Below are 15,078 nucleotides of genomic sequence, written 5' to 3' on the forward strand. Positions count from 1 at the left end.
AGTTCTTTGTGTGTCGTCTGTGACCGCGGAGCTTTGTTAGGGGTATTGTGCGCCGTTTTTTAACGGCCCGCCACGTTGGCGGAAGGAGGAGAAACTGATGGGAAACTGTATCTACAGACCACGACTGCCGGACCGTTCGGGTATGGGTGATGTTGCAACTCTGCGTTGCTCCGCCGCTACCGACACCGTCTTGATTTCTTCCCCGAAGCGCCGTTTTCGGATCACATCAAGAACACAAATGACCCGTATCCAAACGGCTGCAGATTTGGGCGTGTCTCGCGATGCACCCGTCCGCGCGCCGTATGTTTCATTGCAGCAGCGTCGCGGGCAGGGCGTTGCTTTGTCCCGCCTTAGTACCCCGGCACAGAATTGGTGCCATGTGAATTAATAAGCCTCGCCCATGACTGGGCACCCTAGTTTTACGGCTGACGGTACAACCGTAGCGTGCCTGACCTGATTTTGGAGACGACCGATATGACCATCTTTTTGAATAAACTGTGGCTCTTTGGAAAAACCTCGACCGCCGAAGCCGAGAAAACCGCGACCGAGGCTCCGGCCGACGGACCGAACGGGATCGTGGACGGTAACCAGCAGGGCAACAAGATCGACGCCAGCTATAATGATGACCCAAGCGGTGACCGTGTTGACGGTAACGACGCGGTATTTGGCAACGTCGGGTCCAATGATGACATCATCCTCGCACGTGGCGGCAATGATACGGTCAACGCGGGTTTGGGGAATGATACGGTCGTCGCAGGGTCGGGCAATGATTATGTTGACGGGGGCAAGGGCAACGACATCCTGATCGGTGATGGCGCGACCAAGGGCAACTACGGCGACACCCGCGAAAGCTTTGAATGGTCCAAGGCACCCGACCCATCGGGCGACGGTTCCGCGATCGACGACAATGACAACCTCAAGGGCGGGTTCACGCAGAATACCGGCACCGTCAACGTCACGTTCGAGCTCAAGAGCTTTTCGCCGCGCAACAATGCGGATCAGGAATTCAGCGACAGCAAGCAGTTCACCGGCAATATCGAGGGCGATGCCCACGGCGTGAACGACAACAGCTCGTTTGAATCGCTGGCCAACTGCACCGGTGAAACCAAGTTCGAACTGCGGTTTGACGAGGCCGTTGGCAATGTGTCCTTCAACGTGAACGACATCGACAACAGAGGCGCTGTGAAAGTGCTGGCCTACGACGCATCCGGCAAGATGATCGACGTCGATATGATCGCCAACAGCAGCTCCAGCAAAGTGAAGCTGACAGACAGTGACGGCAAGTTCGGCGTGGACACGGCCACCAGCGAGGGCGGCGACGATTCCCCCTCGTCGAGCAAGTATTCCGTCAACGTGTCCATCGACGGTCCCGTATCGCGGATCGAGTTCATCCACACCGGTGCCACAAGCGGCAACTCGGGCGTCAACGTTACAGACGTGTTCTTTGACAACCCAGCGGCTTTGCTGGCGGATGACGACGGCACTGTCGGCAACGACACGCTGCACGGCGGCGAAGGGGATGACATCATCTTTGGCGACAGCGCTGGCCTGACCAAGGCGGAGCCTGTGTCGAAGACTGTTGAGCCTGTATCGGGTGCGGATCATACCGTTCTGACATGGGATCTGGCAAATGTGACGGTGGCTGGCGGTTCAAGCCCCTTCCAGAACAGCGATGTGGGCTCCGGCGATCTGTCTGGCAAGTCGTTCACCATCAACGAAAATTCCGCACCTGTTGCGGTTGGCATCAATGATGACGACGATAAGTTGAATGACAACGACAACTCGCAAACCTTGGCGAAAACCACCAAATTGGATGACAATACCGAAAAGTCCGGCGACAAGATCATCCCCGAGTATTCCTATATTGTGCGCCCCGAAGGCGCAGTAGATTCCTCGCAGGATGTGACAGTCTACGTCGTGAACTTTGACGGCGACGATGCCGTCGGTTTCGTGACAGACAAACCGCTGGAAGTCGGCAAATCCTACGATTTCGTCAGCCACAACTCTAACCTGCCATCGATCAAATACGACCACATCGCCAAGACCTACACCACGAGTGATGACAGCACGTCCCCAACCGATGGCACCGTTGGTGGCGACGATGTGCTGACCGGCGGGAATGGCAACGACACGATCTTTGGTGAAGGCGGTAACGACAGCATCGAAGGCAATGCGGGCCACGATTCGATCGAGGGCAACCACGGCGATGACACCATTTCCGGTGGCGGCGGCAAAGATACGATCTATGGCGACAACAACACCGGCGGTGCTTCTACGCCCGGCGGCACGACAGAGCGCGAGAGCTTTGAGTGGGACAAGGCACCTGACCCCCACGATACCTCTGCTGTCGACAATAATGACAATCTGGGCGGTGGCTTTGTTCAGGACACGGGCAACGTCAATGTGACCTTCTCGGTCACGGGCAGCAATGAAACACCCGAGACGACATTCTCGACGGACCAGCAAAAGGTGCATTCGATCACTGGCGACGGTCAGGCGACCAATGCAAACAGCTCTTTGGCCTCGCTGGCGAACCAGGATGGCGAAAGCGCGACCTATCGTTTGGACTTCTCGAAGGATGTGACCAACATCAGCTTCCGCATCAATGACATTGATAACGCGTCGAAAGTCGTCATCGTGGCGGTTGGTCCCGATGGGACACGGACGCCGATCAAGGTCGATGCAGGCAGCGGCATCAATGCCCACAACCAAGACGGCGTTGGCGGTTACGAAACCCTGATCAGCGGCGGGGGTAATGGCCCCGATACCGATCCCTACCACTCTGCCCTAGTGGACATCGAAGGCCCGGTCGAATACCTCGAGATTACCCACACGATGGATCAAAGCCTGTCGCCCGGGAACCACGCGGGCATCAACATCACCGACGTCTATTTCGACGCGCCCGTGGGCGGCGTTGACGGTGGTGCCGGCAATGACCTGCTGATGGGCGACGACGGCGACGACTTTATCGACGGTGGCGCAGGCGACGACATGCTGTTTGGCGGCGATGATGACGATACGCTGATCGGCGGTGACGGGGATGACCAGCTCACTGGTGGCGAAGGCAAAGACAACATCAGCGGCGGTGCGGGCAAGGATACCATCTTTGGCGGCACCGATGGCGATGAGGTTGACGGTGGTGCAGGCGGCTTCAATGCCGACCCTGCGCTGAACACCGACGATGACACGCTTGATCTGACTGGCCTCAATTTCCGCTTGCGTGATCTGGAACCAGATAGCAACGGCAATGGTCAGAACGGTACGGTTGATCTGTACAACGCCGACGGCACATCCGCGGGCTCGTTCAAATTCACCGAGATCGAAAACATCATCGGCGAAGAGATGGCCGGTCCGGTTGATGGTCTGGACAGTGGCGAGGATATGGCCCCGGGCTACACCGACGCCCAAGGCGACCAGATCGACGGCACAGACGGGATCAACGATACGATCTTTGGCAACGGTGGCGACGACACGATCGACAGCGGGTTGGGCGACGATACCGTTGACGGCGGCGCGGGCGACGACACGTTCACACTGACCGATGGCGTCGACAATGACGTTATCATCGGCGGCGAAAGCGGCGAAACCGACGGCGATGTGATCGACAGTACGGCTGTGGATGACGACCTGACAGTCACTTTCACCGACAAAGAGGAAGGGACACTGACCAACGGGTCCGGCACCACCGAATTCTCGGAGATCGAGAGACTCGAACTGGGTGGCGGTGACGATACGGTCACAGGTTCCGGCGGTGATGAAAATGTCATGACCGGTGACGGCAACGACGTGGTGAACGCCGGCGGTGGTGATGATACCATCGATGGCCAGGGCGGCAATGATACCATCGACGGTGGTAAATATGATGACAGCCTGATCGGTGGTGACGGCAACGACTCCCTCGTCGGTGGTGAGGGTGACGACGTACTGATTGGCAACAAGCCCGGTGCGATTGGCGTGCCCGACACAGACGTTCCACTGGTCTCCACACCCTTTGATCAGGATACCAACCCCAACGACGACAAAGATACGCTGATCGGCGGCGCGGGGAATGATACGATCGATGGCGGCGATGATGCCGACTATATCGACGGTGGCGACGATGATGATGTCATCGAAGGCGGCATCGACAACGACACCATCTATGGCGGCAGCGGCAACGACACCATCACCGATGTCCAAGGCGCGGACGAAATCTATGGCGGTGACGGTGACGATCTGATCGAAGCGGGTATCGACACCTTCTCTGATTATGCGAATGATCAGCCGACCGTCGGTGGGCGACCCAACCCATTCTTCAACTCCGGCGATCCGAACAAGGACGATGGTCGTGATTTCGTCGATGGCGGCAGCGGTAACGATACGATCCGCACCGGCGACGATTCTGACACCATCTACGGCGGTACGGGCGACGATTCGATCAACGCGGGTATCGATGACGATGAGGTCTACGGCGACGACGGCGACGACAGCATCATCGGCAGCCACGGGTCCGACAGCCTGTATGGCGGCGACGGCAATGACACCATCTATGGTGGCTTTGGCAACGAACCGATCGCCGGCTACGAGGGCGAGGAAGTCGACGCCACCGATCCGCAGCCGAACAACGGCAAGGACTATATCGAAGGCGGTGCCGGCAATGACGTGCTGTACGGTGAAGACGATAACGACACCATCCTGGGTGGTGCCGATGACGACTACATCGACGGTGGCATTGACGACGACAGCCTGGATGGCGGTCAGGGCGACGATACGATCTTGGGCGGTCAAGGCAACGACACCATCCGCGGCGCACAGGGCCATGATGAGATCGATGGGGGGGACGGTGACGACTCCATCCTCGCGGGCAATGGCAACGACGACGTTAAAGGCGGTGCCGGGAACGACACCATCGACGGTGGTCAGGGCAACGACACCATCGACGGCGGTGACGGCGATGACTCCATCCTTGGGGGCTTTGGCGACGACTCCATCCTCGGGGGGGCCGGAAACGACACGATCATCGCGGCCGGTGACAATGATACCGTAGACGGTGGGACCGGTGACGACTCCATCAGCGGTGTGCGCGGCGACGACATCTTGTTCGGTGGCGAGGGTGACGACACCATCGACGGCGGTGAAGACAACGACAGCATCGACGGCGGCGACGGCGACGACAGCCTGCTTGGTGGCTTTGGCGACGACACCATCGAAGGCGGTGAAGGCGACGATACCATCAGCGCAGGTGGCGGCGACGACATCATCAGCGGTGGCGCGGGCAATGATAGCCTGCAAGGTAACGACGGGCGCGATACCTTCACCAACGTCAACGGTGGCGACACCATCGACGGCGGTGCCGGCACAGATGCCTCCGACTACGACATCATCGATCTGAGGGGCGCGCTGAGCCCCGGCGGCGGTTATCGTCTTGAAAACGTCACGCCGGATAATGATGCCGGTGACACCATCGACGGCGATAGCCCCAACGATGGCATCGACGGTACGATCGTCTTTACGGATGCGTCCGGCACTGAAACCGGTCGTCTCGACTTCACCAATATCGAAGAGATCATTCCCTGCTTCACGCCGGGCACCTTGATCGCTACGCCGAAAGGGGAACGTCGGGTCGAAGATCTGGTGGTGGGCGACCGTGTCATCACCCGTGACAACGGTATCCAGGAAATCCGCTGGGTCGGTGCCCGCGAGATGACCGGACAAGAGCTGGCGCATAAGGCGCATCTGCTGCCGGTGCTGATCCGTCAGGGCGCTTTGGGCAACAACCTGCCCGAGCGTGACATGCTGGTCAGCCCCAACCACCGCGTTCTGGTGGCCAACGACAAGACAGCGCTCTACTTCGAAGAGCGCGAGGTTCTGGTCGCGGCGAAACACCTGACTGGTCTGGAAGGTGTTGATATCGTTGAAACCTCTGGCACGACCTACATCCACGTGATGTTCGACCAGCACGAGGTGATCCTGTCTGACGGCACATGGACCGAAAGCTTCCAGCCGGGCGATATGAGCCTTGCAGGTGTCGGCAACGCGCAGCGCAACGAGATCCTGGAGCTTTTCCCGGAACTGGCAACGCGCGAAGGGGTGGACGGCTATGTCGCCGCGCGCCGCACACTGAAAAAGCACGAGGCGAAACTTCTGACGAAGTAAGCGCCACATTATATGCAGCAACAGGCCTGCATCCCCTAGAGGGGGTGCAGGGCGAAGAACGGGGCAGGCGACTGTCTCGTTCTTTCGTGTTCAGGGCTATGCAGTTAGGGGCCGGTCAGCGCGCCGCGCGCCATGCGGCCCATGCTTCGGGCGTATCAAGGTCCAGTCGCGCGCGGTTCTCCGGCAGGGGGATCAGCAGCGTCTGGTCCTGAGCCTGTGCGATGATCTCTTTCCCGCCGGTGTCACCTTGCATCCGGGCAAAATGATCAAAATGGCAGGCGGCAAAAACCGTGGGGTGACCCGGCTTTCCATCCGTCGTCGCACCGCGCCATACCGTGTAATTTGATTTAATATCAACGGCATGAAAGACGGTGTTCAAGTCATCTTCAGTCAGTTCTGGCAGGTCGGCAAGCAGCACCATCGCGGCAGGCGTACCGGTGGGAAGCACTGAAAACCCCGCGCGGAGCGAGGCGTTCATCCCCTCTGCCGCATCGGGAACGGGGAGCGCTTCAACCTCCATATCAGACACAAGCGCGTAGCGCGGGTGGGGCGCAGGTGGCAGGGCTACGATGACCGCGCCCCGCGTCGCCGCCCGCGCAATCCGTGCCTGTCGGCGCAGCAGCGCTTCGCCCTCCACGATCTCAAGCAGTTTGTCGCGCCCCCGCATCCGCGAGGATTGCCCCGCGGCCAGCAGGATGATGGGGATGTCATGGCTCATAAACCGACCATAGCCAGATTGTTCAACCACCGTAAGACCATAGCATCAGTCCTACCCGCTGATTTAGCCCGGCATTTTTGAACCGTCGGGCGGAATAGGGCGTTGGGCTTGTAAGCCAAGTGATCTCCGCGCAAGCTTGTTGAACATGGCACTTCATGACGCGGACTTACCCTATGAATCTTGACTTCCTTTTGCCATCGACACTGATCCGCAAGGGCCGTGAATACAGCCGCAAGCTTTGGGTGCGGGTGCTGATCATGGGGTTGTTGGCGGTCTTGTCGCTGCTGCTGAGCATGTTGATCGAACGCTGGATCCCGCAATCTCTCGCGACCTATCTGACCGGCAGTGCGGCGGACCGGTTGCTATCGATCATCGCCAACGCGATGCTTGCGGTCACCACCTTTTCGCTTAGCGTCATGGTCACAGTATATCGCAGCACCTCGACCCAATGGACGCCGCGCATTCATCGCTTGATCGTGCAGGACCGCACCACCCAGAATACGCTGGCCGTCTTTATCGGGGCTTATGTGTATGCGCTGATCGCCATCATCCTGCGCGAACTTGGGGTGTTCGACGACAAGCGGTCTTTCGTGTTGTTCGTGATGACGGTGATCGTGCTGACGGTGATCGTGTTCAGCCTGATCCGCTGGGTGCTGCATCTGCAGACCTTTGGCAGCCTGATCGATACCTCGCGACAGGTGGAGGATCAGACACGCCGCACCTTCAAGGAACGTCTGCGTAACCCCTGCCTCGGGGCCAACCCGCTGACGGGCGATATCCCCGACAGTGCAAAGCCGTTCACCGCGGATGAAAATGGCTATATCCAGCATATCTACCCCGAAGCGTTGAACACCGTGGCGGAAAACCACGGGGTGAAGATCTATCTCAAGCGCAACATCGGCAGCTTTGTTTTCGTCAACGAACCTTTGATGATGATCGACCGCGTGGGGCAGCCCAAGGACGACGAACACACCGATGAAACGCTGCACGCCGGGATCAATGCCAGCATCATCATCGGCGATTTGCGTACCTATGATCAGGATCCGCGCTTTGGCCTCATCGTGATGGGAGAGGTCGCGTCAAAGGCGCTGTCGCCCGGCGTAAACGACCCCGGCACCGCGATTGATGTGATCACCCGCATTGGCCGCATCCTGAGTTTTTACGAGGACGAGACCGAAAGGGACCGCGACGAGGTGCTGGACCACATCTATGTCGCACCGCTGGACCCGTCTGACCTGATGCAGGACGCTTTTGGCGCGTTGGCGCGGGACGGGTGTACGGTGGTCGAGGTGCAGCAGCGGCTTCAAGCCACGCTGAACGGCCTGATGCGGCACCCTGACGAGGGGCTGCGCATCGCCGCGCGCAGGGCTGCCGAACGTCACCTCAGACGCGCGCTTGCCAAGATCGACTTTGAACCCGACCGGGCGCAGTTGATGGAAAGCGCCAGCCAAGACGTGCGCGATGCAGTGCGTGACGCGGTAAAGCACAGCGATACAGAGGATGACGCGCCAAAGATGGACAATGACACCGACACCGACACCACCTGAGGGTGGCTTTTACAGGGGGCGGATTTTCAGCTGTGTGATCCGGTTGCCATCGCGGGCGATGACCTCGAACCGGAACCCGTGGAAAGAGAACACCTGATTGGGCGTCGGGATCATCTGCGCTTCGTGGATCACCAGACCGGCGACGGTATTGGCCTCTTCATCCGGCAAATCCCATTCCGTAGCGCGGTTCAGGTCGCGGATCGTCATGGCCCCATCGACGAAATATTGCCCGTCCTCGGCCTTGGTCACGCCGTGGTCCGCATCTGGGTCGAATTCATCGGTGATCTCGCCCACAATCTCTTCAAGGATATCCTCGAGCGTGATCAACCCCTGAAGCGAGCCATATTCATCCACCACCAGCGCAAAATGGGTGCGGCGCCGTAGGAACTGGCGCATCTGTTCGTCCAGCGTAGATGTCTCGGGCACGAAATAGGGTTTCATCGCGATATCGGCGATTTTGAACGTCTTGAACGGTTTGTCATCCTCGGCACCGCTGATGTGCTTGTACATGGCACGCAGCAGGTCTTTGGCATGGATCACACCGATGATGTTCTCGGGATCATCGCGGTAGACGGGCAGGCGGGTGTGGTTGCTTTCCAGGATCTGTTCAAGGATCTGCGAAGGGTCATTGGCGGCATCGATCATCTCGATCCCTGACCGGTGGAGCATGACCTCTTCCACCATACGTTCGCGCAGGTCGAGCGCGCCTAGAATACGGTCGCGGTCTTCCTTCTCTACCACGCCTTCAGAGCGGCCGATTTGCAGCGCCCCCGCAATTTCCTCGCGTACGGCAAGGATGTTGCTGTCAGGGTCGATGGTCACGCCGAACAGGCGCAGGATGCCGCGGACCAGAAACCGCACGGCCGACACCACGGGACTGAAGATCAGCACGACCAGCGCAATGGGCCGCGACACGGCTGCGGCGGCGGTTTCAGCATTGGTGATCGCATAGGTCTTGGGCAGAACCTCGGCAAAGATCAGGACCAGCAGCGTCATCACCAGCGTCGCCAGCGCCACACCGGATTCGCCAAAGACCCGCGTGAACAGCGCCGTCGCAAGCGAGGCTGCAAGAATGTTCACAAGATTGTTGCCCAGCAGGACAGAGCCTATCAGCCGCTCGTTATCCTCGGTGATCTTGAGCGCACGTTCCGCCCCCTTGGACCCTTTATCCGCCTGACCCCGCAGCTTGCCCCGCGATGCCGCTGTCAGCGCCGTTTCAGACCCCGAGAAGAAGCCGGAAAGCACCAGAAGAAACAGGATGATACCGCTGCTGATCCAAAATGCGCCGTCTAGGATTGCGGGGGCCGTGTCCATTTGTGAGTATACCTTATCCGTTTGCTCATAGGGTTATGGGCGTGTGTGCGGTTTCATTCAAGGGATGAGCAGGGTGAACCATCAAGATTTGGGACAATTGAACGGGCCGATTGTGCTGTTCGGCGGTCCGTATTCCAACCTGCAGGCGCTTGACGCGCTGTTTGACCGCGCGCGCGCCTTAGGGGTGGGGCCGGACCGGATGATTTGCACCGGCGACGTCGTGGCCTATTGCGCCGATGCCCATGCCGTCAGCGGCAGGATGCAGGACAGTGGCATCGCGGTGGTGGCGGGGAATTGTGAAAAGCAGCTTGCCGCAGGTGCGATGGACTGCGGCTGCGGGTTCGAGGATGGCAGCGCCTGTGATCTGCTGTCGGTCGGCTGGTACGGCTACGCCAGCGCGCAGATCACCCAAGCGCAGCGGGACTGGATGGGGCAGGTGCCGGATATCCTCAGCTTTCACCACGCCGGAAAGCGCTATGCCGTGATCCACGGGGGGCACCATGATATCGCCCGCTTCATCTGGCCCGTCTCGCCCGAGGCCGTGTTTGACGCGGAATGGCAGGCGGTAGAGCACAGCATCGGTCCGGTGGACGGGATCATCGCAGGGCATTGCGGGGTGGCTTTTGAGCGGCAGACAGCGCGGGGGATGTGGATCAACGCCGGTGTCATCGGCATGCCGCCCAACGACGGCGCACCGCAGACCCGTTTTGCGGTGCTTGATGCAGGGCAGGTGTCGTTTCACCGGCTTGACTATGACCATGCCGCCGCCGCCCGCGCGATGGTGCAGGCGGGGCTGACCCAAGGCTACCATAAAGCGCTAGAGACCGGTCACTGGCCGTCAGAGGATGTCTTGCCGCCGGAACTGCGCCGCGCCGCCTTGGCCAGTGGATGATTATCGAGCACCAGTTCGGACAGACGTGCTTCTAGGACATGGGTGTAGATCTCGGTCGTGGCGACATCGGCGTGCCCCAACATCGTCTGGATCGCCCGCAGATCGGCCCCATTTGCCAGCAGGTGCGTGGCAAAGGCGTGGCGCAACGTGTGGGGGGTGACCTTGGACGGATCAACACCGGCGGTCAGGGCAAATTCCTTGATCAGCAAATAGAAGCGGTGGCGCGTCAGATATCCGGCACTGCCGCGGCTGGGGAAGAGGTAGATCGACGCCGGTTTGCCCTTGGCCTGTGCGGCCTCATCCGTGTTATCGCGCTGCACCAGCCATGCCGCCAGCGCCTCGCGCGACGGGTCAGACAGGGGCACCAGACGTTCCTTGCCGCCTTTGCCCATGATCAACAGCAAACGCGGGTCGCCGCGGGCCGCGTTGACCCTAAGGCTCACCAGCTCGCTCACCCGCATGCCGGTGGCGTAGAGCAGCTCCATCAAACAGGTGTTGCGCAGCTGGTCCGAGGTGTTGCGCCCCGAGTGGCGCGCCGCGTCGAGCAGCTGGTCGACCTCGTCTTCTGACAGCACCTTGGGCAGACGTTTGTCCTGCCCCGGACCGGCAATCTGGATCGCGGGGTTATCGGTGCGCCACCCTTCTTCAAAGGCGAAACGGTACAGCTGTTTGATCGCCGACAGCCGCCGTGCGCGGGTGGATTTGGCAAGCCCCTGCGCGTCGCACCAGACCAGATAGGCTTCGATATCCTTGCGACCGACCGTGACGAAATCCAAGGCGCGGCGGGCGAGGAAACTGTCAAAATCCTTCAGGTCGCGCCCATAGGCGAGTTGCGTGTTCGTGGCCGCGCCCAGTTCCGCCGCCTGCGCCTCTAGGAAGGTCGAAATCCAGTGCAGCAACTCGGTCTGCATCAGTCACGCTCCAGCAAAGACGTCTGCAGGGCAGCCCGCCGCGCGGCATCTTCCAGCCCCAAGGCCCGCAGGGTAGAGATCGCATCGCGCAGGGCAGCCGTGTCGCCGCGGGCACCGTCCTCTAGCAGGGCAATTGTATGCAGGATGGCGCTGCCCAACTGACCGTTTTGCGCCATTTCAACCAGCCCCTCACGTGGTGTTGGCGTCGTGAACGCGCTGGCAATCCCCTGTGCGTGGGGGATGTCGGGCGTGGTTTTCGGGGCCTCGCCGCGCGCGATCTGCGACAGGAATATAATCTCTGCCGGTGTCGTATCGGCGCTGGTAACCTGCTCGTAGAGCGGTGACAGCAGCAGGATACGGTCGCGCAGGGCGGCACTGGCACCGGTAAGGTCGGTGCTCTGCAAATCCTCGGCATAGAGGGTGGCGAAAGTCACTTCGGTCTCGGCCTGCTGCATGGCGCGCCATGCGGGGCGCAGGGCTTTGGCGATGGCCTCTGTATTGCCGCTGGACATGGCCGTGTCGAACCGCTGGAGCGCTTCGACACGGTCCCACACCCCGCCAGAGGCCGCAGGCTCACGGTCTGTATAAATGCCCAGAAACCGGTTGTCGGGCAGGGCGCCGATACGGGTCAGACGCTCCGCCGCATCTAGCTGCGCTTTCCAGCCCGCGATATCGCGCAGATCGGCCACAGCATAGGCGGCGGGCAGGTTCCGCGTGGGCTGCGGCTCTCCGATCGCTTCGAGAAGCCGGAACTTGAGTGGCGTCATCTCGCGCGGGCCGGGCAGGGGCGCGGCCCCTTCGTAAAGGTCAGGGTTGAGGAACCGGTCCAGCAGCGACAGATCGCTTTCGGGCAGCAGCGCCAGCGCTTGGGCAGACCCCAACGTCAGCGCCGCCGTGTCCCATTCCCCCGACCGCGCAGCGCACAGGATGCGCACGCCATAATCCGTGGTCAGGAAGGGCTTGTCCTTCAGCCGCAGGCAGGCACGATCTTCTGTGCCCAAAAGCAGGCTCACCTCCATCCAGAGGCCAAAGTGATCCGGCGAAGTCTCGACACCCGCCTGTTCGATCAGCGACATCGCAGGGTCAAGCGCCGCAGCATCCATCAAGGTGCGCACACGGGCGAGGGCAAGCGCATCGCCCTGTTTCGCATCCCCCTGCGGCGCGGTTGCTTGCGCCAGCAGCAGGGTAAACAGCAGCGAATGGGCCACGGGCAGGTGAAGCTCTGGCAGACGGTCAAGCTGATGGGCGATGTCTTCCGCGGTGCTGCCCGTCCATAAATCCTGCGGCAGCCCTGTCACCTTGGTTGGCACCAACCCGATGGCGCGCGGCCCGCCTTTGCCCAAGGGGGCCACGGTCACGACAGGGGGCAGCGCGGTCCGCGCAACGGGAGCCTCGTCCGGCTTTACGGGGGCCTTGCGCGTCGGTTGCGGCGTCTTGGGACGTTCGCCGAGCCAGTCGATCACCGACAAAGGCGCGTTCCGGTCATTCTGCGCTGCGGTTTGCGCGGCGACACCAAGGGGGAGGGCAATCAGGCAAAAAACGCTTAGCTGCCTGACAAATCGGATCATTGCTGCTCCAACGTCACGGATTCGCGGATTTCGACTTGGGGTGGTGCAAAGTCCGCCCCGAAGAACGGCCCCACATAGGCATAGACCGCAAGGCCGATGAACCCGATAATTGCGAGGTAAATCAGAAACTTGATCAGCTTGCCCATGGAATCCGCCTGCTTTCTTCTGCATCTTTTGACTATTCTATATATGGCCTTTTGGGCAAGATCACGTCATTCACACAAGAATGAGCGAAATTCAGCAATCCCCAGCCGATACGGCCCAAAACACCCCTCGGTACCATCTTAAGAAGACGGTTGTCATGGTGGGTATGATGGGCGCAGGTAAAACCGCCGTGGGTCGCGCTTTGGCCGCGAAACTTGGCGTGCCCTTTGTGGACAGCGACCACGAGATAGAGGCCGCTGCCAATCTGACCGTGCCCGAAATTTTTGAGCGAGACGGCGAACCCTTCTTTCGCAAGCGCGAGACCGAAGTGATCTCGCGTCTGCTGGATAAAGAGCCCGGCATCCTGTCGACCGGCGGCGGTGCCTTTCTGGCGGAAGCCAACCGTGAGAATATCTCGGCCCGCGGGGTGTCGGTGTGGTTGGATGCGGATCTTGATCTGCTGTGGAACCGTGTCCGGTACAAGACCTCGCGCCCGTTGCTGCGCACCGCTGACCCGCGCGGCACCCTGACCGAGCTTTACGAAAAACGTGTGCCGATCTACCGGCTTGCGGATATGACGGTTGCCAGCACGCCGGCGCTGTCGATTGACGCGATGGCGCAGCGCGTGGTGGATGCGCTGGCGGATCGCCCAGATGTACTTGAGGTGCTGTGATGCGAGAAACGGTTCATGTCGGTCTTGAGGGCCGCGCCTATGATGTGGTGATCGGCCCCGATCTGTTGGCCGAAGCAGGCGCGTTGGTTGCCCCGCTGTTGCGCCGCAAACGTGTTGTGGTGGTCAGTGATGAAACGGTTGCGGCGCACCATCTGGACGGTTTACGCGCCGGACTGGACGCCGCTGACATCAGCGTCGAGGCGCTGGCATTGCCGCCGGGCGAGGCGACGAAATGCTGGGCAGAGCTGACCCGCACGGTCGATTGGCTGATGGATCAGAAGGTCGAACGCAACGATATCGTGATTGCCTTTGGCGGCGGTGTCATCGGTGATCTGGTGGGCTTTGCCGCCGCGATCCTGCGCCGTGGCGTGCGCTTTGTGCAAATCCCGACCTCGCTTCTGGCGCAGGTCGACAGTTCGGTCGGGGGCAAGACGGGGATCAACGTATCGCAGGGCAAGAACCTTGTCGGCGCGTTTCATCAGCCGTCCCTTGTATTGGCCGATACGGCCGTGCTTGGCACATTGCAGGCGCGCGATTTCCTCGCCGGATATGGCGAAGTCGTCAAATACGGGCTGCTGGGGGATGCGGCCTTCTTTGACTGGCTCGAGGTGAACGCCCCCGCGATGGCCGCCGGCGATATGGCGCTGCGCGTAGAGGCGGTGCGCCGGTCTGTCCAGATGAAGGCCGATATTGTTCTGCGCGACGAAAAAGAGCACGGCGACCGCGCGCTGTTGAACCTTGGCCATACCTTCTGCCACGCGCTTGAGGCGGCGACGGGCTATTCCGACCGGCTGCTGCATGGCGAAGGTGTGGCGATCGGCTGTGCGATGGCGTTTGAATTGTCCGCCCGTTTGGGGCTTTGCGCGCAAGAGGACCCCAGCCGCGTCCGCGCGCATCTGCGGGCCATGGGGATGAAAACCGACCTGCGCGACATCGACGGAGATCTACCGGACGCCGCCTATCTGCTTGATCTGATGGGGCAGGATAAAAAGGTCATCGACGGCAAGCTGCGCTTTATTCTGGCCCGTAGCATTGGCGATGCTTTTGTCACCGCCGATGTCCCCAAGGACGCGGTGCTGCAGCTGCTGGATGACGCGCTGGCCGAACGCCGCTAGGGCGCGACGCCCACCCGTCTTGAGTCACGACAAAGAAAAAGGCGGGAAATTCCCCGCCTTA

Annotated in this window: 10 protein-coding genes; 5 read left to right on the forward strand and 5 right to left on the reverse strand. The window is 60.6% G+C overall.

The window, feature by feature from the left end:
• Positions 1-444 precede the first annotated feature (444 nt).
• Positions 445-6,135, forward strand: a complete 5,691-nt coding sequence (locus tag C1J04_RS19685) for a Hint domain-containing protein (protein ID WP_009826975.1) — start codon at positions 445-447, stop codon at positions 6,133-6,135.
• Positions 6,136-6,250: 115 nt separating this feature from the next.
• Here C1J04_RS19685 and C1J04_RS09375 read toward each other — a convergent pair whose 3' ends face one another.
• The gene (locus tag C1J04_RS09375) at positions 6,251-6,853 is read right to left on the reverse strand and encodes a nucleotidyltransferase family protein (protein ID WP_009826976.1); all 603 of its coding nucleotides are present in this window, start codon (positions 6,851-6,853) and stop codon (positions 6,251-6,253) included.
• 173 nt (positions 6,854-7,026) lie between these two features.
• Between C1J04_RS09375 and C1J04_RS09380 the strand changes: the two genes are divergently transcribed.
• The gene (locus tag C1J04_RS09380; protein ID WP_009826977.1) at positions 7,027-8,400 is read left to right on the forward strand and encodes a DUF2254 domain-containing protein; all 1,374 of its coding nucleotides are present in this window, start codon (positions 7,027-7,029) and stop codon (positions 8,398-8,400) included.
• 9 nt (positions 8,401-8,409) lie between these two features.
• On the opposite strand, the gene C1J04_RS09385 is transcribed toward C1J04_RS09380, so the two are convergent.
• The gene (locus C1J04_RS09385) at positions 8,410-9,714 is read right to left on the reverse strand and encodes an HlyC/CorC family transporter (protein ID WP_005853373.1); all 1,305 of its coding nucleotides are present in this window, start codon (positions 9,712-9,714) and stop codon (positions 8,410-8,412) included.
• A 64-nt stretch (positions 9,715-9,778) separates the two neighbouring features.
• Here C1J04_RS09385 and C1J04_RS09390 point away from each other — a divergent pair, with 64 nt between their 5' ends.
• The gene (locus tag C1J04_RS09390) at positions 9,779-10,606 is read left to right on the forward strand and encodes a metallophosphoesterase family protein (RefSeq protein WP_009826978.1); all 828 of its coding nucleotides are present in this window, start codon (positions 9,779-9,781) and stop codon (positions 10,604-10,606) included.
• Here the strand turns inward: C1J04_RS09390 and C1J04_RS09395 are convergent.
• From C1J04_RS09395 to C1J04_RS19450, 3 genes are read right to left on the reverse strand one after another with little or no spacing between them, the layout of a single operon-like run.
• Positions 10,543-11,517: a site-specific tyrosine recombinase XerD gene (locus C1J04_RS09395; protein WP_009826979.1), complete on the reverse strand. Its 975-nt coding sequence runs from the start codon at positions 11,515-11,517 to the stop codon at positions 10,543-10,545. The genes C1J04_RS09390 and C1J04_RS09395 overlap by 64 nt on opposite strands.
• Entirely contained in the window at positions 11,517-13,085 is a 1,569-nt protein-coding gene (locus C1J04_RS09400) for a hypothetical protein (protein ID WP_009826980.1), read from the reverse strand. Before C1J04_RS09400 ends, C1J04_RS09395 begins: the two co-directional genes overlap by 1 nt.
• Positions 13,082-13,231 carry a hypothetical protein gene (locus C1J04_RS19450; protein WP_005853380.1) on the reverse strand — a complete coding sequence of 50 codons (150 nt, stop codon included), beginning with the start codon at positions 13,229-13,231 and terminating at the stop codon, positions 13,082-13,084. Before C1J04_RS19450 ends, C1J04_RS09400 begins: the two co-directional genes overlap by 4 nt.
• Before the next feature lie 80 nt (positions 13,232-13,311).
• Here C1J04_RS19450 and C1J04_RS09405 point away from each other — a divergent pair, with 80 nt between their 5' ends.
• Positions 13,312-13,902: a shikimate kinase gene (locus tag C1J04_RS09405; RefSeq protein WP_009826981.1), complete on the forward strand. Its 591-nt coding sequence runs from the start codon at positions 13,312-13,314 to the stop codon at positions 13,900-13,902.
• Positions 13,902-15,017, forward strand: a complete 1,116-nt coding sequence (aroB, locus tag C1J04_RS09410) for a 3-dehydroquinate synthase (protein ID WP_009826982.1) — start codon at positions 13,902-13,904, stop codon at positions 15,015-15,017. Before C1J04_RS09405 ends, aroB begins: the two co-directional genes overlap by 1 nt.
• Positions 15,018-15,078 lie beyond the last annotated feature (61 nt).

This window comes from Sulfitobacter sp. SK025 (genome assembly GCF_003352105.1).
Classification (GTDB): Bacteria; Pseudomonadota; Alphaproteobacteria; order Rhodobacterales; family Rhodobacteraceae; genus Sulfitobacter; species Sulfitobacter pontiacus.